General features: G+C 57.3%; 12 protein-coding genes. All 12 read right to left on the reverse strand.

Annotation, left to right across the window (positions count from 1 at the left end):
- Positions 1-4 precede the first annotated feature (4 nt).
- Complete coding sequence (gene recD / locus SERS4_RS0120285; protein ID WP_017893806.1) at positions 5-1870, reverse strand: exodeoxyribonuclease V subunit alpha; 1866 nt, start codon at positions 1868-1870, stop codon at positions 5-7.
- A complete protein-coding gene (gene recB / locus SERS4_RS0120290; RefSeq protein ID WP_017893807.1) occupies positions 1867-5418 on the reverse strand; it encodes an exodeoxyribonuclease V subunit beta in 3552 nt (1183 codons plus the stop codon). Before recB ends, recD begins: the two co-directional genes overlap by 4 nt.
- Positions 5415-8303, reverse strand: coding sequence for a pitrilysin (gene ptrA, locus SERS4_RS0120295; RefSeq protein WP_017893808.1), 2889 nt, complete (start codon positions 8301-8303; stop codon positions 5415-5417). The genes recB and ptrA overlap by 4 nt, the downstream gene beginning before the upstream one ends.
- 229 nt (positions 8304-8532) lie before the next feature.
- Positions 8533-11904: an exodeoxyribonuclease V subunit gamma gene (gene recC / locus SERS4_RS0120300; protein WP_017893809.1), complete on the reverse strand. Its 3372-nt coding sequence runs from the start codon at positions 11902-11904 to the stop codon at positions 8533-8535.
- Between the two features lie 33 nt (positions 11905-11937).
- Positions 11938-12279, reverse strand: a complete 342-nt coding sequence (locus SERS4_RS25850) for a prepilin-type N-terminal cleavage/methylation domain-containing protein (RefSeq protein WP_017893810.1) — start codon at positions 12277-12279, stop codon at positions 11938-11940.
- A complete protein-coding gene (locus SERS4_RS0120310) occupies positions 12269-12715 on the reverse strand; it encodes a YgdB family protein (RefSeq protein ID WP_017893811.1) in 447 nt (148 codons plus the stop codon). Before SERS4_RS0120310 ends, SERS4_RS25850 begins: the two co-directional genes overlap by 11 nt.
- Entirely contained in the window at positions 12712-13290 is a 579-nt protein-coding gene (locus tag SERS4_RS0120315; RefSeq protein ID WP_017893812.1) for a prepilin peptidase-dependent protein, read from the reverse strand. Before SERS4_RS0120315 ends, SERS4_RS0120310 begins: the two co-directional genes overlap by 4 nt.
- Positions 13278-13787, reverse strand: coding sequence for a prepilin peptidase-dependent protein (locus tag SERS4_RS0120320; RefSeq protein ID WP_026142511.1), 510 nt, complete (start codon positions 13785-13787; stop codon positions 13278-13280). The genes SERS4_RS0120315 and SERS4_RS0120320 overlap by 13 nt, the downstream gene beginning before the upstream one ends.
- A 198-nt stretch (positions 13788-13985) precedes the next feature.
- The gene (thyA, locus tag SERS4_RS0120325; RefSeq protein WP_017893814.1) at positions 13986-14780 is read right to left on the reverse strand and encodes a thymidylate synthase; all 795 of its coding nucleotides are present in this window, start codon (positions 14778-14780) and stop codon (positions 13986-13988) included.
- Between the two features lie 7 nt (positions 14781-14787).
- The gene (lgt, locus tag SERS4_RS0120330; protein ID WP_012146525.1) at positions 14788-15660 is read right to left on the reverse strand and encodes a prolipoprotein diacylglyceryl transferase; all 873 of its coding nucleotides are present in this window, start codon (positions 15658-15660) and stop codon (positions 14788-14790) included.
- A gap of 193 nt (positions 15661-15853) precedes the next feature.
- Positions 15854-18100 (reverse strand): phosphoenolpyruvate--protein phosphotransferase, encoded by a 2247-nt coding sequence (gene ptsP / locus SERS4_RS0120335; protein WP_012146526.1) that lies wholly within the window; start codon positions 18098-18100, stop codon positions 15854-15856.
- 12 nt (positions 18101-18112) lie between these two features.
- Positions 18113-18640: an RNA pyrophosphohydrolase gene (rppH, locus tag SERS4_RS0120340; RefSeq protein ID WP_012146527.1), complete on the reverse strand. Its 528-nt coding sequence runs from the start codon at positions 18638-18640 to the stop codon at positions 18113-18115.
- Positions 18641-19097: the final 457 nt, after the last annotated feature.

Genomic DNA, 19097 nt, shown 5'->3' on the forward strand with positions numbered 1-19097 from the left:
GCACTTAAGCCTTGAGCTGCAACCGCTCCGCCAACCCGCTACGCCGCTGGGTCGGAGTGCGGATCGCCCGCATCAAAACTGCATCGATGGCGTACAGCGAAAGCTGCCTGCGAGCGCGGGTGATCGCGGTGTACACCAGTTCACGGGTCAGCACCGGCAGGAAATGATTGGGCAGCACCAGTACCGTATGGTCAAACTCCGAGCCTTGTGATTTATGCACCGTCATCGCATAAGCGGTTTCATGCGCCGGTAAACGGCTCGGCTGCACCGACTTGATGCTGCCGTCCGGCAGTTGAAAGTGAACACGTAGTTCGCCGCTCTCGTCCCGCAAGGCAATGCCAATATCGCCGTTAAACAGCCCCAGAGCGCTGTCATTGCGACCAATCATCACCGGACGGCCGGAATACCAACGCCCAGCGGCTCCCGGCTTACGCTGGATTAGACCGGCACGTTGCAGCCCCGTCTCAATCCGGTCATTTAACCCGGCGATGCCGAAAGGCCCCTCGCGCAGCGCGCACAGCACCTGGAAATGACCGAACGCCGCCAACACCGCCACTGCGTCTGCACCTTCACCCACCAGCCGCAAATAATCACGGTAACCCGCCACGCAGGCATCCAACAGTGCCTGATAGTCCTGCGTTTCCGCCAGTGGATAACCGCTAACGTCAGCGAAACTGCCGCTGAGCGCCGCCATTGCCCGCTTGCCATCACCGGCGTTCACGGCAAAGGCCAATTGACCAATACCCGAATTGGCATCAAAACGGTAGCTTTTACGCAGTAGGCACAGACTGTCGCGCACCGCAGCTTCCGCCTGGGCGGTTTGCCCCTGCAGCCGGCAGCCGGTCAGCCGCGAAAGTTGCTCCGCCCGCGCCACGCTGTAACCTTGTTCGGCAAAGCGGCAAATATCTCCCAGTACCGCCCCGGCCTCTACCGAAGCCAGTTGATCGCGATCGCCCAGGAAGATCACCCGTGCCTGAGTGGGCAAGGCGGCAATCAAACGCGCCATCATAGGCAGATCGACCATAGAGGCCTCATCAACTACCAGCACGTCCAGATGCAGCCGATTGCCACTGTGATAACGCATACGCTGACTGTTGGGCTGAGCGCCAAGCAGGCGATGCAAGGTGGAAGCTTCGGTAGGGAACAGCGCACGCTGCTCCGGGGTTAGTGCCAGTTGTTTGCCGGCACTGCCTAACGATTCGGTTAAACGCGCCGCTGCTTTACCGGTAGGCGCCGCCAGTTGGATGCGCAAACGTCGCCCTTCATCGAGCTGCACCAGCGCCGCCAGCAATTTGGCGACCGTGGTGGTCTTACCGGTGCCCGGTCCGCCTGAAATCACCGCAATACGTCGCGTAGCGGCCACCGCGGCAGCAATTTTTTGCCAGTCGGGTTCATCGGTCGCCTCACCAAATAATTGGTCGAGAATGGTGCGCAGGTCGGCCTCTTCAACCGCCTGAGGCAGACTGTCGCTGCTGATACTGTCACCACGGATAAAGGCGGCCACCTCCCCCTCGTTCTGCCACATGCGCTGTAGATACAAGCGCTGTGGTTGTAACACCATCGGCGTCGCAGTGCTGCCGTCGCTCACCGCCGCACTGGCCGACAGCCGACGTTGCCAACCGGCCACATCCAACTGCCCTGCCGCCAACCACACGGCCTGCGCCAGCTCCGGCTGACGTCCGTCAAAAAGGTTTTCCGGCAGCAGTTGCTCCAGCATCAGGCAAACGTGACCCGCGCCAGCCTCCGCGCTGAGGCAGGCGGCAGCCAACAGTATCTCAGGCTCATCCGCTCCAGCGACTACGCGGGCGAACTGCAAATCTAGTGGACGTAACACGCCAAGCGCTTGCGCCTGTTCCAGTAGAGCGATCATGATGCATCCTCCACCGCAGCGGTTTTACCGCTGAATAACAAATCCATGCCTTCCACCAATTGCTCCTGCGGACGGCAGGCAAAAATGCCATTGCCCGGATGCTGTGCATCCACACCGCGCAGGAACAGATAAATCACCCCGCCGAAGTGCCGCTGATAATCATAATCCGGCAACCTATGGCGCAGATAGCGGTGCAGTGCCAGCGTGTATAGCTGGTACTGCAAATCGTAACGATGTTCCGCCATCGCCTGCTCCATCGCCGGTTGGGTATAGGCACTGCTGTCTTCACCCAACCAGTTGGATTTGTAGTCCAGCAGGTAATATTTCCCCTGCCAGCAGAACACCAGGTCGATAAATCCTTTCAGCATTCCCTGCACCTGCTGAAAATCCAACTCAGGGCAGCGGGCAGAAAGCGGATCGTAACTTTTCACCAGCTTATCCAGCTCACGCGCCTGCAACAGCTGCTCGATAGGCAGATAAAACTGCAACTCCGCCTGCTTATGCTGCGGAGCCAGCGCCGACAAGGCGACGCCGGTATCATTAAGCGGGGTGTTTAACAGCACCTGCATCCACGCCAACAGTATCGGTTGCCAGTGTTCGCCAAATCCTTGTTGTTGCAACTGCTCCAGCAACCACGCCTCATCGAGGGGTTGGGTAAAGTCGATCGTTTCAAACAGACTGTGCAGGAAGGTCCCCGGACCGGCGCCACGAGGAAAGGTATGCGGTGTGAGCGCTGGCTCACTGTCCTGCGCTTGCTCGCCGGCGGCATCAACATCCAACCGCGGCAACAAATCCTGCATCAGGCTCGTACCGTGCTGTTGCAAACCGGTATAGCTGGTCACCCTCCAGAAATCCTGCACCTGGCGCGTAAAGTGTTTCGCCGACAGCTCGGTCAAGACTGGCGTTTGCGGCTGCCAGGGTTGCTCGTCCAGGTTTCCGGCCAGCGACAGCGCAACGCCATCGACAGCCAACTGTTGCAGACATTGCTGCAGATAAGCCGCATCGCCGGCTTGGCCAGCCTGTACCAGATAGCCCAGCGCGCTGCGGTGTAAATCACTATCACCCTGTTTTTTGCGGGTACCCTGAATCAACGGCGCAATGCCGATACTGCAGTGGTATACCGAACGGGTCAGCGCGACATACAACAGGCGTAAATCTTCCGCCAACCGCTCCTCCTCCGCCCACTCAATACTTTGCTCATCGGCGTTGAGGTCAAGTAGGGCCTGGAAACTGTGACGATCGTGGTACAACACCTGCTGTTGCTGGCGGAAATTGCCGACGAACGGCAGCCATACCAGATCGAACTCCAACCCTTTGGATTTATGGATGGTGATCACCTGTACCAAATGGCGGTCGCTTTCCAGCCGTAGCTGCTGGTTGTCCGACTGTCGATTGGGCTGGGCAATCTGCTGCGCCAGCCAACGCACCAGCGCATGCTCGCTGTCGAGCTGTGCAGAAGCTTCCTGCAAAAGCTCGCCCAGATGCATCACGTCGGTCAACCGGCGCTCACCGCCGAGGCTGGCCAACAGGTTTTCTGCCAGATGGCGCTGATTCATCACCTCACGCAGCATCGGCAACACGCCGCGGCGCAGCCACAGCGTACGATATTTGTCGAACTCGTTGACCAGCGCATCCCAGGCGCGCTCATCTCGGTTCAATCCGTCCAGCGCCTGCGCATCCAGCCCCATCAGCCCGGTAGCCATGGCACTGCGCAGCGTACGTTCCTGCTCCGGCGCCAGCACGGCCTGCAGCAGCCACAGCAAATCCTTGGCTTCTGGCGTATCGAACACGCTGTCGCGGTTGGACAAATAAACCGAAGGTATCGCCAGCGCACTCAGGGCATCACGTACTAACGCCGCCTCATTGCGGCTGCGCACCAGCACGGTAATGTCTGACGCCTCTACCGCCCGCCGTTTTTCGCCGTCGACCAGCCAGGCCTGTTGGTTTTGTCCGGCGCTGAGCCAGTCGCGAATTTGCGTGGCGCACAGGCGCGCCATCAATTGTTGGTACTCACTAACGCCAACACCTTCCCCCTGCTGCAGCCAGAACTGCATCGCCGGCTGCGGCTGATTTTGCAGCTCAAACGCCAGCCCCCGATTTTTCTCGGCGGCGGCCACCTCAATAAAGGGAATCTGGCCGAACAGGAAAGGTTTTTCCACCTGCGCAAACAGATGGTTAACGCTGTTCACCATCGCCGGTGAGGAGCGCCAGTTGGTTTCGAGCGTGTAGTGGGCGCTTACCTCTGAACGAGCGCGCATATAGGTAAAGATATCGGCACCGCGGAAAGCGTAAATTGCCTGTTTGGGATCGCCGATCAGCAGCAGGCCGCATTCCGGCCTGCCGACATAGAGTTTTTGGAAGATGCGGTATTGCTGTGGATCGGTATCCTGGAACTCATCGATCATCGCCACCGGGTAACGCTGGCGAATCGCCTGTGCCAAACGTTCACCACCTTCGCTCTGCAATGCACTGTCCAGACGACTTAACAGGTCGTCAAAACCCAGCTCGGCCCGCTGGCGTTTCTCCTGCTGAATGGACAAACGTATCTCGCTCAGCGCCCGCGCCATGATCAGGTCACGCAGTGTCAGCGGTTCATCGAACAGTTCGTCGATCGCCACGAACAATGCATGGTGCGGCGGTTCGCCTTTTTTGGTTTTATCCAGCAGCACCGACTGACGGAATTTATCCAGCTCTTTCGGCAGTTGGTAGTCCTGAGTTTCCAGCACCACCCATTCACCGACTTTGTGCAGCCAGTTAGGCAGGTGCTTGCTGCTGTAGCTGCGCTTATCAACGCCGGACTGGCTGATTAACGCCTCCAGATCGCCCGCTGCTGCCAGCCACTGCGCTTTGATGGCGTCAATATGCGCCACGATCTGCTCATGGCGCATCAGCACCGTTTCTTCATCCTTCGGCGGCCGACGCAGCATCGGCGCTTCGCCATGCAGATAGCCGGAAAGATCGGCCAGCAGCGCTTCCGGGTCGCTCCATTCCTGGCTCACCGCCCGGGCAACGCCAATCGGCAACGGATAACAATGGCGACGCCAAAAGTCCGCACAGGCCTGGCGGCGCAGCGGCAGTTCATCCTGCACCAGCGTCTGCTCAAACAGAATGCCGGACTCGAAGGCGTTGTGGGTCAGCATACGCTGGCAAAAACCGTGGATGGTGTAGATTGCCGCTTCGTCCATCTGCCGCTCGGCAGCCAGCAGTTGCGCGGCAGCATCGGGCAGATCGTCAATTTCCGCCATTAACGCATTAAATAACGGGTCTTTACTGCTGCCCCGCACGCAGGCAATGCGTAAGCCATGGATATTGCTGCGGATACGTCCACGCAGCTCCTCGGTGGCGGCCTCGGTAAAGGTCACCACCAGGATCTCCTCTACCGTCAGCGGCCGGGGAAAGGCCGCTGCCTGGCCCAGGCCAAGCAGCAGGCGCAGATACAGCGCACCGATGGTAAAGGTTTTACCGGTCCCCGCCGACGCTTCTATCAACCGCTCGCCAAATAGCGGCAACGTTAGCGGATCAAGTCGCTGCGGGGTGGTCTCTGTCATGGTGTCGCCACCTTACGCGGCAGAGTTTTCTGCAGCGCAGAGGCGTTTGGATAAGTCACCCAATTCGGCTGCACCGCATAATCCGCCTTCTCTTGCCCACTACCACTCACCTGCGACAGCACCGCCAGCCCCTGCGGCTTAATCACCGCCTGGTGGAAATAATCCGCCAGTTTGGTCGGCGTCAGCTGCTTGATTTGCTCAATCAGCTTATGGCGGGTATCAAAGGTGAAGTTGCCACGGTCGAAGTCATTGGAGAAACGGCCGGCTTCTTCGCTCAGGGTTTGTGGACGCTGCTTCAATTCGTTGATCATCGCCTGCTTATACTGCTCGAAGTCTGCTTCTTTCATCTCTCGCAGGCGTTTCTCGGTTTTCGGGTAGAAATCCTGATAGCGCTGATACAGGTACGCCGGTTGCTTGCTGTTACTTTGCAGCAGGAAACCAATCCCCCACTGACGGCCGACGGACATCGGGAAAGCAAACACCGCGTAGCCCAGCTGTTCCTGAGTACGCAATTGGCTGTAGAACCATGGCTGGATAATTTGGCCAAGCAGCGAGCTGTAAGCCATGCCGGTCACTTCGTCGTAGCCGGTCGGCACATACACTGCCGCCAGCGCCGAGTCGGTGCTGCTGCCTGCCCGCTGCAGATTGGCCAACTGGCTTTTAGTCACTTCAACATCTTCGCCATGCCACCATGTAACACCGGTACAACCCAGACGGTGTTTCAGCGTAGAGGCCAGGGTATCCACCTGCTGCTTGCTCATATTGCCCACCACCAACAACTCCGGCGTCGCCTCAGCCAGCAGGCTGTCACGGTAGGCCAGCACATCTTTCAGCGTCAGGGTTTTCAGCACCTCGCGGCGCTCACTACGTTCTGAGTAAGGCACGCGGGAAACCATCTGCACCGGCTGGATAGCCAGTTCAAAGGCTTTGCCTTTCTCGGCAGAATCCAGCTGTTCCAGATACCAGGATTTGGCCTGCGCCAGTTGATCTTCCGTCGGCGTAAAGCTGGAGTAGCCTTCGATCAGCGAGGTCAGTAATTGCGGCAGACGCTGGGTAAAGCCGTTGGCGTTGAACTCCAGACCGTTGTTCGGCGAGGTTGAGAAACTCAGCCCGCCAACCGAAGCCTGGTAGCTCAGTTGATCCAGTGAAATGCCGGCCAGATAGTCAGTCAAAGAGAACAACACCTGGTTGCGTGCAGAATCCATGGTTTTTGCATTGCGGAACGCTACTGTGACGTCAGCCTTCGGCTCGTCGGCAAAGTAACGGCTCGGCATATACAACACGCGCAGGCCCGGTTGGTCGACCACCACCTCCGGTTTTTTAAACTCGTGCGAAGGTTTGGTCAGGCTGAAATCATCAGGAATATACGGATTCAGCGTGGGTAACGACAGGCTGATGCCTTTCCCCAGTTGCTGCCACTGCTCAAAGCGCTGCGGGGTGATTTTATCGACCTGATACGGCGCATTGACGAAGTAGGCCATCTTGTTATGCGGCTCATTCGGGCTGACGAACCAGATACGCGCATTTTGCGGCGTCATGGCGTCCAGACGCTCGGCAATCGCTTTGGCGTCATAGCGGTCGGCCAGGTAAGGCGCATCCAGCGTATGCTCGACCGGCACGCGCAGCATGGTATCCACCAGCCATTCGATGTAGTCCATATCACGGGTGATCGACGGATAGCGGAAATCCAGATTCAGTACGTGGGAAATCTCATCAAAATAGCTTTGCTTGATGCCTTCGCTGCGCAACATTTTCAGGTAGTTGAAGATGGCCGCCACCACTTCGTCGCGCTTGGCCAGGCCTTTATCGGTCAGCGAGACGCTGATCGAGAACACGCCGCCGTTGCGATCAACCATAGGATCGGCCCCGGCATTGATGGCATCCGCCAACCCCTGCTTTTGCAGCCAGTCAGACAGGGTATTTTGGCTGCGGTTGCCTATCAGGTAACTGATGTAGGTATCGGTCTTGCTGCGGAACTCGGCACTGTTGTTGTCGATGCGGAATTCTACTTTCAACTGTTTACGCGGCTGGGCCGGCACATAATGAATAATGATGCCCTGCTGTTCAGGGGTGACCGCCGGGACTGTGATCGGCGGTACGCTGGCGTCTCGGTTAGGGACCTTGCCAAAGGTTTTGGCCGCCAGTTCAGCCAGTTCCGGCAATGGCTGGTTGCTGTACAGCACCCCCATCATCAGATTGGCAGAATAATAACGTTGGTAGAATGCCGTCAGCTCATCGTGCAGCTTGCTGCCCGGTTTGTCTTTTAAGGTATCGAGGTTACCGCCTGAGAAACGCGCGCTCGGGTGAGCCGGGTTCAGCGTTTCTGCCCCAACCTGCGCCATGCGCATACCGTCGCGTGAGCGTGCCATCGTCAGTTCGGCGTTGACCGCATTACGTTCACGATCGGCATTGCCCGGATCCAGCAGTGGCTCGGCGATCGCGTCCGCCATGCGGTCTACCGCCGGGGCCAGCGCGTCGTTTTCCACTTCCAGATAGAACGCGGTGCGGTAAGACGCGGTGCTGGCGTTATGGCTGCCACCGTGCTTCTTCAGGAACTCCGACAGGTTTTCGGGTTGCGGATAGCGCTTGGAACCCATCAGCACCATGTGCTCCAGGTAGTGCGCTAACCCCAACTGACTGTTCGGATCTTCCAGCGAGCCTACCGGCAGTGCCAGCGCCGCCAGTGATTTCGGTGCCTGTGCATCAGAAACCAACAGCACGGTCATGCCGTTCGTCAGTTTGATCGCCTGGTACTGGCGCGGATCGTGATCGCTTTTATTGATCTTCTCCGCCAGCGGTTGCCATCCCTGTGCGGCCCAGCTCAACGGCGTCCAAAACATAACCACTAATACCAACCCGGTGATGCGGGCCAACTGTCTGCGCATATCCAAAATGAACCCCTATTCAGACGCCGTCGCGCCACATCCCTGACGTTGACGGCGTACATCAAAACAACACACTCAAAATCTATACCCTATGAATTTCAAGCTGTAGCTTGAAAGGCGACGGGTCTATATGCCTGTACGTTATGTAAGACCGGAGCTAACCCCGATAGTTGAATATAACCCTGATTATTTTTACCACCTCAGGGCAATCAGTACCACCGGGGGATTGTTACCCAAGGTTATGCCGTGCCACCGGCAACAGATAACGCTCTGTTTCGTCCAGAATTTGCGCTAAATAAATATTGTCCAACTGGCGGAATACCCGCTGCACATAAGGGTCTTCACCTTCGCCCGGAATACGCTGGTCGCCCTGCCAGGTTTGCAGCAGCTTGGCCCGGGCCTTGATTTGCACCTCTTCATCCCAGTCAATCTGCTGCGTTTGTGGCTGGTAGCACTGGCTCAGCCACGCCCAGCCGCTTTTGTTCAGCAGCAGTAACGGCTGACACAGGCCGCGCTGATAACCCGCCACCAGTTCGGCCAATTGTTCGTGGGCCTCTTGCGCGCTTAATGCAGCAAAGCGCCAGACAGCCCCTTTGCGCCCGTAAATGCGACTTTCGCCGCTCCCCCCGACGCAGCAATACACCAGATGCTCCAGCCACAGCAATATGCCATCGACTGCCGATAAGGTTGATGGCCGCCAGCGCAGCAGCCCATCGCCTTGTACCTGATGTAACCAGCCGCTGATGCGCACACCGGCAATGTCGATATCCAGTTCCAGGCTGTGCCCTTCACTTCTTTCGGCGCGTACCTGTTCGGCCAGCTCGCTCATCTCTTCTTGTTGTTTCTGCCAGTAAATTTCGCCGAAGGGGCCAAAAGGCAACCCACCGGCGGCACGCACCCGCTGAAACAGGCGGCTGGCATCCTCACCGTCAATCAGGGTGTTCAGCAGTTGGCTGTTGAACTGATAGCGGCTGAGGTTATCCAGGGTGAAGGGTTCTTCATCCGGCAGTTCGGTTTCTTCCAGGATGAAACTGACCCCCAGCCGCAGTTGGAAGAAGGCGCGGATCGGGTGGCGGTAGAAGCGCAATAAATCGTCCAGCGAGATCTGAGTTTTCTCATCCGGCAACAGGGGCTGATTAAACGGCGGATGCGCCGCACCGCGCCGATCGGCGGCAGGCAGCCATTCTGCCGCATAGCTCTGCGCTTCGGTATTAGGCAGGAAGTTCTCGGCGGCAAACGGCATGCGTGAATGCCAGTTAAGCAAGTGTTTACCCACACGCCGTGCGCTGCCATCGGCGTCCAGATGTTCATCGCCCGGCAGACAATAACTTTGCTCCAGATACTCCAGCAGTTCGGTCACCAGTACCGAAGGATAACGCTCGCTGTTATCCTGAATGGAGCGGCCAATAAAGCTGATGTACAGCCGTTGCTGAGCCGACAAAATCGCTTCCAGGAACAGGTAACGGTCATCATCACGGCGGCTACGGTCACCGCGTTTGACCTGTTGCGCCATCAGATCAAAGCCTAACGGCGGCAGAGTGCGCGGATAAACCCCGTCGTTCATACCCAGCAGGCAAACCACTTTGAATGGGATAGAACGCATGGGCATCAGCGTACAGAAGTTGATTTGCCCGGCCAGGAAACGCTGGCTGATGCGTTCCTGATCGAGGCGCGCTGCCAACTCGTCCCGCAGGATAGACAGCGGCACCTCATCGGGATAACGCGCCGCCAGCCCGAACTCGAACAGCCTGTTCCACTCCCGCTCTATCAGTGCCAACACCACTTCCGTTTCGCCGTCCTGCTCAAAGAAAGTCTCAAGCAGTTGACGACACAGTGGCTGCCACTCAGGCAAAGAGCGCGCCTGCCCCAGACGTTGCCGCCAACGACTCAGCGCTGCCAGCAGTTCCGCCAGTTGCCCGGCCAGTTCTGCCACCAGCCCGCTCGACTCGTCATAAGGCAAAACGCCCTGCCAATCACCGGCATTGCTGTCCATCGCGTAACCCAGCAGCATGCGTGTAATGCCAAATTGCCAGGTATGCTGGCCGGTAGCGGGCAGATCCAATTCACGCACATTGTCGTCATCCAGCCCCCAGCGCACGCCAGACTCACCAACCCAATGGCGCAACAGGCGCAATCCTTCCTCCCGAATCGAGAAACGTGCCGCCAGTGCCGGAACTTCCAGCAAAGCCAGTACCTGTTCTGAGGTAAAGCGGCTCTGCGGCAGATCCAACAACGAGATAAACGCCTGTAGCGCCGGGTGCGCCTGGCTGGCTTTTCGGTCAGAAATGGCAAACGGCAGATAGCGTTCGGGCGAGGCGTTACCGAATACCGCCTGAATATAAGGGGTGTAACTGTCGATATCCGCCACCATCACGATGATGTCCCGCGGCGTCAGCTCAGGATCGTCCGCCAGCATGCTCAACAGTTGGTCATGCAGCACCTCGACCTCACGCTGCGGGCTATGGCAGGCGTGCAGGCTGATAGACCTGTCGGCCGGATCCAGTCGACGTTTGGTGTCGCTGCTCTCCAGCGTTTCCGGCGTGGTGCCGATCACCGCACTGTTCTTCAGCTCCAACATATCGTGTTGAATGCCATGCAACAGATTGTCCGCAGGGATATCCACAAAGGCAAAAACCTCTTCTGAGGTCTCGATCTGCGAAAGTAAAAAGTGGTGGTCGCGCCCCAGCTTGCCCCATGAGGCCAACAGCGGGTTCGGCAGGTCTTGCTCGCCGGCGTCATTAAACAATGCAGAGGCGTTTTCTGGATCCCTGAATAACGAATATTCCGTTTTATCGCGATAATGCTGTCTTTTGCGGCTCTGTAATTTCGCCAGGAAGGACTGGCTCTGAATGTCCCCCCAATAGTAGCGGCAGGGGTTGGTGAACATCAGATGAATATCGATATGCTTGCCCAGCGCCTGCAGCGCTTCCAGATAGACCGGCGGCAAGGCCGAGATGCCGCAGATAAATACCCGCGGTGGCAACCCCGCAGGTGGGGTTTCAGCTTTATCTAACGCGCTGATAAAACGGCGATACAGGTTGGCACGATGCCATTCCGGCTGCCCCAGTTCCTGGGTGTATTCGACCAGTCGCGCCCACAGTGGTGCCTGCCACTGCTGTGCTTCCGCCAGTCCGTCGATGCGTTCGCCTTTCTGCCAGCTTTCCAGCCATTGCGGGCGATACACCAGATATTGGTCAAACAGGTCGGCTACCCGGCCGGCAAGCTGGTGAATCTTCCGCTTGTCGCCGTCGTCGGTGAGGTAATGCTGCAGCGGGGCAAATTCAGGCTGAGTGAGCAGATCGGGCAGCAGCCACATCAGCTTCCAGGTCATGGCGTCTTTGCTGAAGGCGCTCTCTTTCGGGATACCCGGTAACACCCGGGTAAACATGTCCCAGATGAAGGTCGCCGGCAATGGGAAAGCGATGTTGGCAGCAATGCCAAACTGTTCAGCCAGTTGCATCTGTAGCCACTGCGCCATACCCGGGCTCTGCACCAGCACCACTTCCTGTTGAAAAGGATCGGCCAATGGCTCTCTGGCTATCAACGCGCTGGTTAACGTTTTCAGCAAATCCAACTGATTGGAATGATAAACCCTAAACATTGGGAGCTCCCTTAAAACAAAATATCTGCCGGATCACTGACGCATGCAGTACCAACGACTGAGTTCCGCCCACTGCCGCTGGGGCGTTTGTATTCTTACCGTCAGCCGCTGGCAGGCGACTTGCGGGGTGCTTAACCCGGTCTGACGCTGCCATCCGGATGTCGGTAGCGGTAGCCCGACGTCCGCCCGCCCGGTAGCAGCGAAAACTTCCAATTGCTGATGCGCCAACGACCAGGCCTGTCGATACTGCCATTGACGCTGGAACGACTGCAACAGCACCTGATGATACTGTAACAATCCCAGCAGTGACACCGCGAACAGCAACGCGGCAATCAGCACCTCCGGCAGGCTGAAGCCCCGCTGGCTACTCCGCACAGTCAGCCTGCTTTTTTTCAGGGCAAAAATCCAGCCAGCCGCCGGTTTCCGCTCTTAGCCCGATGTCGCCCCCTGAGCCATCAGGCCTGGTGCGTTGATATAACCGCAGCGGTTCCCCACGGCTCACCTGCGCATCACCACGTACCAGCACAATACCTGCCTGAGAGGACAGTTTTGCACAGGCCCGCAGCTGGCCGGTTTGCTGGCACCACCAGCCGTTGGCAGCGAGCCGGCCGCGTGGCCAGGACTGCGCGACGCCCCAACTGAGCGCCGAGGCGGCCTGATTGTAAGCCTGTAAATATTGCTTCTCGTCGGCTGCCAGCAGCAAAGCACTGTCCAGTTGGCGGTGCTGGGCATTCAACAGCATCATCCCCATCACCAGTAGCATCATCACTGCCGCCAGGGTGCTACCTCCCCGCTGCCCGGCAGCGTTCATGGCAGCGAGGCCATATTAACCGCCCACTGCAGACTGCGCCGTATGCCGCCATCCGCTTTTGAACGGCCACTCAAGGTCAGCGTTACCCAGCGTTTACCGCCTTCGCCCGCATTCATCTTGATGTTGAAGGCTTCAATGCGTACTTCGTCGTTATCCAGCAGACGCTCCCAACCAGCGCCATGGCAGTGTCTCACCCCACGTTGCCCCTCTAGCATGCCTTGCCGTAAGCGGTAACCGAAGTATCCGGCGTCGGCGCTAAGGGTTTCCCAACGCCCACTGCGGGTGATGTCATAGGCGACTATCACGCAACTGCCCACGGCCTCTCCGCCCGCCCGGCTAATCAACAATGGTTGCCCCTGGCACTGGCCGGCACAGAAGCCGGCGCGGCGCAGATCCTTCTCAATGCCAAAAGCTAACTGCCGCAGCACCGATTCCAGCCGATAATGCCGACCAACATCGACACTGTGCTGACGCAAGACCGGATAAGTTTTAGCGGCAGCCAGCGCAATCAGGCTGCCAAACGTCAGCGCCAGCATCACCTCCGGCAAGGTAAAACCGCGCGCTAGGGCTGGCATGTCGCAATCCCTCTTATGCTCGCGCCTTCACTGCATAGCCGTAGCCGCCCCTTGGCAGACAGCACCAACCGCAGGCGGCCAGCGCCATTGCTGAGCAAGATATGCCCGGCCTGCGCATTGTTACGCAGGCCATAAAACCCCATATCCTTTTGAGTAAACCCCGCCAGTTGCACGTCCCGATAGCCGGGGCTGAACACATCATCGCCGAGCGCTGCGCAATCCATTGGCGCTTGACCGCTGCCGATGCACCAGGGATCGCCGGTTTTAAACCCCAGCAGTGCCGTGCGGTTGCGCCAGTTGGCGTCTGCCTGTAACCGGGTGAGAAATGCCAACAGTTGCTGCGCGGTATGTTCCAGCCGCAGGGCCTGTTGATAATGACGCCAATGGCTAACCCCCCAGCCGGTCAGCAGGCCTGCCAGGGTTATCACCACCAGCAGCTCAATCAGCGTCATCCCGCGCTGGCCATCAATATTATTGAAAATCATCTTGTCGTTCATGGCGGCCAGTGTAACCAGGGGCACCACAGGATAAAGACGGCGTTATCCGGCCTGAAGCGCACCGCGCAACCTTTCTATGAAACTGACGGGAGAAACCAACAAAATGCGATGAGGAACGCAGAAACAACCAAGGCGGATCGGCAGAAATAAAAAAGGGCGCAACCTGTGCGCCCCTGGGGATCAATCATAAGGTAAAAATCAGATGGCAACCGGTGCCTTAATGGCTGGGTGCGGATCGTAACCTTCGATTTCAAAGTCTTCGAAACGGTAATCAAACAGCGATGCCGGCTTGCGCTTGATCACCAATTTCGGCAAGGCACGCGGCTCACGCGTCAACTGTAGCTGGGTTTGTTCCATATGATTGCTGTACAAATGAGTGTCGCCGCCGGTCCAGACGAAATCACCCACTTCCAGGTCACATTGCTGCGCCATCATATGTACCAATAGCGCGTAGCTGGCAATGTTGAACGGCAGGCCGAGGAACACATCGCAAGAACGCTGGTACAGTTGGCAAGACAATTTGCCATCCGCCACGTAGAACTGGAAGAACGCGTGGCACGGTGCCAACGCCATCTGATCCAACTCCCCCACGTTCCAGGCTGAAACAATGATACGACGTGAATCCGGGTCCTGTTTCAACTGGTTCAGCACGGTGGTCAATTGATCGATCTGACGACCGTCCGCCGTCCCCCAGGCACGCCACTGCTTGCCGTACACCGGGCCAAGGCTACCGTTTTCGTCGGCCCACTCGTCCCAGATGCTGACTTTGTTTTCCTTCAGGTAAGCCACGTTGGTGTCACCGTTCAGGAACCACAACAGCTCATGGATGATTGAACGCAGGTGACACTTTTTGGTAGTGACCAGCGGAAACCCTTCCTGCAAATTGAAACGCATCTGGTGGCCGAATATCGACAAGGTGCCAGTGCCGGTACGGTCGGCTTTAGGGGTGCCCTCGGCGAGCACTTTGTTCATCAAATCCAGATACTGTTTCATTTGTTCCTCACGACAGTTGTTGCTGCGGGCGGCGACGATACGCCCAAATCATCATAATAATACCGGCCACCACCATAGGGACGGACAGGATCTGCCCCATGCTGATTACGCCGTCGAACAGGCCGAGCTGGGCATCCGGCTGGCGGAAAGCTTCGACAATAATACGGAATGCACCATAGCCAATCAGGAACAGGCCGGAAACGGCGCCCATCGGCCGCGGCTTGCGGATAAACAGGTTCAGAATGATAAACAGCACCACGCCTTCCAACAGCAGTTCATACAGCTGGGACGGGTGACGCGGCAACACGCCGTATTGGTTCAGGATAGGCAACAGTTTCGGATCGGCGGCAGCAAGCGCCACGTCTTCTGCACGCGAGCTTGGGAACAGCATCGCCCATGGGGTATCGGTAGTCACGCGGCCCCAGAGTTCACCATTGATAAAGTTGCCCAAACGGCCGGCGCCCAGGCCGAAGGGGATCAGCGGGGCAATAAAATCAGAAACCTGGAAGAAGGTGCGTTTGGTGCGGCGAGCGAACCAGAACATCACCAGGATCACCCCCATCAAACCGCCGTGGAACGACATGCCGCCATCCCAGACTTTAAACAGATAGAGCGGGTTTTCCATGAACAGCGGCAGGTTGTAGAACAGCACATAACCCACGCGGCCACCGACGAACACACCGAGGAAACCGGCGTACAGCAGGTTCTCTACTTCATCCTTGGTCCAGCCGCTGCCTGGTTTGTTAGCCCGGCGTACCGCCAGCCACATGGCAAAAACAAAGCCAACCAGGTACATCAGACCGTACCAATGCAGAGAAACCGGGCCGATCGAGAAAATCACCGGATCAAATTTAGGAAACGCCAGATAGCTATTGGTCATCTATCACCACAACATGTCTATTATTCTTCCCCATCCGGGGGCGGCAGGTGCCAAACGCGGTGAAACTCAGCGGGAACACTATTTTCCCGTGGCTTTCAACGCAGTTGAGGAAGCGGATAATAGCATAAGCTTAACCACCACCGGACTGGCCCGCCGGGAAAAGTTCTGTAAAAAAATCAGTCAGCCCGCGGCCTTACTTGCCGCCGCGGATCAAACCGCCCATACCACGACGTTCCATAAATGCCGCCACCTGATGGCGCACTTCGGTGGTCATTTGGGCGTTAAGCACCCGCTGGGCCAGCACTTCGGCGTCGGATAACTCAATGTGTCGCAGCAGATATTTTATCCGCGCCACGCTGCGGCCGTTCATGCTCAGGTTGCGGTAGCCCATCCCCACCAGCAGCAGCGCCCCCATTGGGTCGCCGGCCAGTTCACCACACAGGCTGACCTGCAGCCCGACGGCCCTGGCCTGAACGGCTATCAGCTTCAGCACCTGCAACATGGAAGGATGCAGGCTGTCGTACAGTGAGGCCACACGGGTATTGTTGCGATCCACCGCCAGCAGGTATTGGGTCAGGTCGTTGGTCCCCACCGAAATAAACTCAATGCGCCCGGCCAGATGCGGGATCATGAAGATCATCGAAGGGACTTCCAGCATGATGCCCAATTTGGGTTTTGGGATTTCATACCCCAGCACCTCTTCCACTTCCCGCCCTGCCCGGTCGATCAACCTGCGAGCCTCGTCGATCTCTTCCAGGCTGGTGATCATCGGCAGCAGTATGCCCAGATTGCCGGTGCCGGCATTGGCGCGCAGCATGGCTCGCACCTGGATCAGGAAGATCTCCGGTTGATCCAGGGTAATTCGGATACCACGCCAGCCCAGGCACGGGTTTTCTTCGCTGATCGGCATATAAGGCAGTTGTTTATCTGCACCGATATCCAGCGTACGTAGCGTCACTGGCTTATTCGGGTACATCTGCAACATGCCCTGATACTGGGCGACCTGCTCCTCTTCGGAAGGGAAGCCACTCTGTAGCATAAAAGGAATTTCGGTACGGTACAGACCCACACCGTCAACCCGCCCGCCCAGCAGCTTTTCATGTTCCGGGCTGAGGCCGGCATTAAGCATCACCTGAACTCGCTCGCCGCTTTTAAGCTGGGCCGGTTGCTCAACGTCATCTTCCGCCAACCGGCTTAATTCCAGCTCTTCGCTGATCAGCCGTTGGTATTCCTGCACCAACACCGGTTCGGGGTCGACCAAAAGTTCGCCGCGATAACCGTCGACAATCAGCAGCCGCTGGCTGAGCAGCGCAGGCTGAATATCCGCGCCCATCACCGTCGGTACGCCCATCGCCCGCACCAATATGGCTGCATGGGAGTTGGCGGCACCGTCGCGCACCACCACGCCGACCAGCCTGTCCTGCGGCATTTCAGCCAGCAGAGTCGCGGTCAGTTCATCGGCTACCAGCACAAAACGCGCCGGCCACTGGGTAGCGCCCTGGGTGGTGTCATCGAGATGGAATAGCAGACGCTGGCCGAGCGCGCGCAGATCGCTGGCACGCTCACGCATATAGGTGTCTTGCAGGCTGGCAAACTGGGCGGCAAAGACTTCGATCACCTGTTTAACCGCCCATTCCGCCACGGAGCCGGCATCAATCTCGGCAAAGAGTTCGCGCTTGAGGCGAGCGTCGTTGAGCAGGTGAGAGTAAAGATCGAAGATCGCCGCGCTCTCTTTTTGCGAGCTGGCGGCAAAGCGCTTGCTGAAACGGCGGAATTCCGCGCCGGCCTCTTCCAATGCCTGAGTCAGGCGTTCACGTTCGCTGGCGGTATCGAGCGTCGAGGCTTTGTAAACCTGGTCGAGAGACGGCTGGCTGCTGTCCTGCCAGCCTTCAGCTACTGCGACGCCCGGCGATGCCGCCAGTGCACGAATACGCGTCTGACGATACTGACCAAAAATGGCGTTAAGCTGTGACTGCGAAAGGATCCCGGCCATTTGCGTGGCCAGAGTCACCATGAAGGATTCTTCGCTTTCATCAAACTGGCGCAGTTCACGCTGCTGCACCACCAATACCCCCAGCAACTGGCGGCGATGAATGATCGGCACGCCGAGGAAGGATCGGAAACGATCCTCTTTCACCTGGGGAATGTATTTGAAGCTGGGGTGGCTCTGCGCGTCTGCCAGGTTAATCGGCTCCGCACGGCGTCCGACCAACCCGACAATACCTTCATCAAATGCCAGTGCGATAGCGCGCCCACGCGGTTTTTTTAACCCGCGTGTCGCCATCAGGTAATAGCAGCGGCGGTCGTTGTCCGCCAGGTAGATGGAACAGACTTCTGTATCCATTGCCAGACAGGTTTCATTGACCAAAAGATCCAGCGCATCTGTCAGACTGGCCGCCGCGGCCACCTTCTCAACAATTTCTCGCAAGCGCGTGAGCATAGTCGGCTTAACTTAACCTCTCTTCCGGCGATAAGCGGGGGTCTGCCGCTGTGCTGCCTGCTCCTGCATCGGCATCACGGTGACGGCGAATTCTTTCATCACCCGGCGGTAGACGTCGCGTTTGAACGACACCACCTGGCGCACCGGATACCAAAAACTTACCCAGCGCCAGCCGTCAAACTCCGGCGTGCTGCTGCGTTGCATATTGATATCAGCGTCATTGCACATTAACTGCAACAGAAACCATTTCTGCTTTTGGCCGATACAAACCGGCTTTGTGTCCCAACGCACCAAACGTTTTGGCAATTTATAGCGCAACCAGTTGCGGGTTGAGGCCAGGATACGGACATCCTTTTTACTCAGCCCCACTTCTTCGAACAGCTCACGGTACATGGCCTGTTCTGCGGTTTCACCAGGGTTAATCCCACCTTGGGGAAACTGCCAGGAGTGTTGACCGTAACGGCGAGCCCACAGGACTTGCCCCTGACGATTACAGATTACGATACCAACATTCGGGCGGTAGCCATCATCATCGATCACCGGACTACCTCGATAAGCTTAAATTCGCATAGATACCCTGATTGTTTCACACAAGCTACAGGCGGTAAACCACTGCTTTGCGGCGCTGCAAACCGGATAACATTGGGATAACTCACAGATAATGGCAAAGTTATAAACATGCGGAACGATTTACACCGGGTTTTATTCACTTTTTCTGTGGATAGGTATGTGAAGAACTCAAGGGATAAGCCGGTAAAACTCTGGTGAGCCTAAAAACCCCGGAAATACAAAAATCACATTAACCCTTTAAAAACATATTAATACGTAATTATCAACAGCCCTACACAGAGCAAAAATGTGATCTATGTCCGTTTAGGATCTTACCCTGGCGAAAGATCCACCAACGTCGATTTTATCCACAGATTATCCGTATGAGTTACGCACAAATCGGACAATTTCGCAAAAAAGTGCCTGCGTCAAGGCTGTAAATCGAACC

It is taken from the genome of Serratia sp. S4 (genome assembly GCF_000347995.1).
Taxonomy (GTDB): Bacteria; Pseudomonadota; Gammaproteobacteria; order Enterobacterales; family Enterobacteriaceae; genus Serratia; species Serratia quinivorans.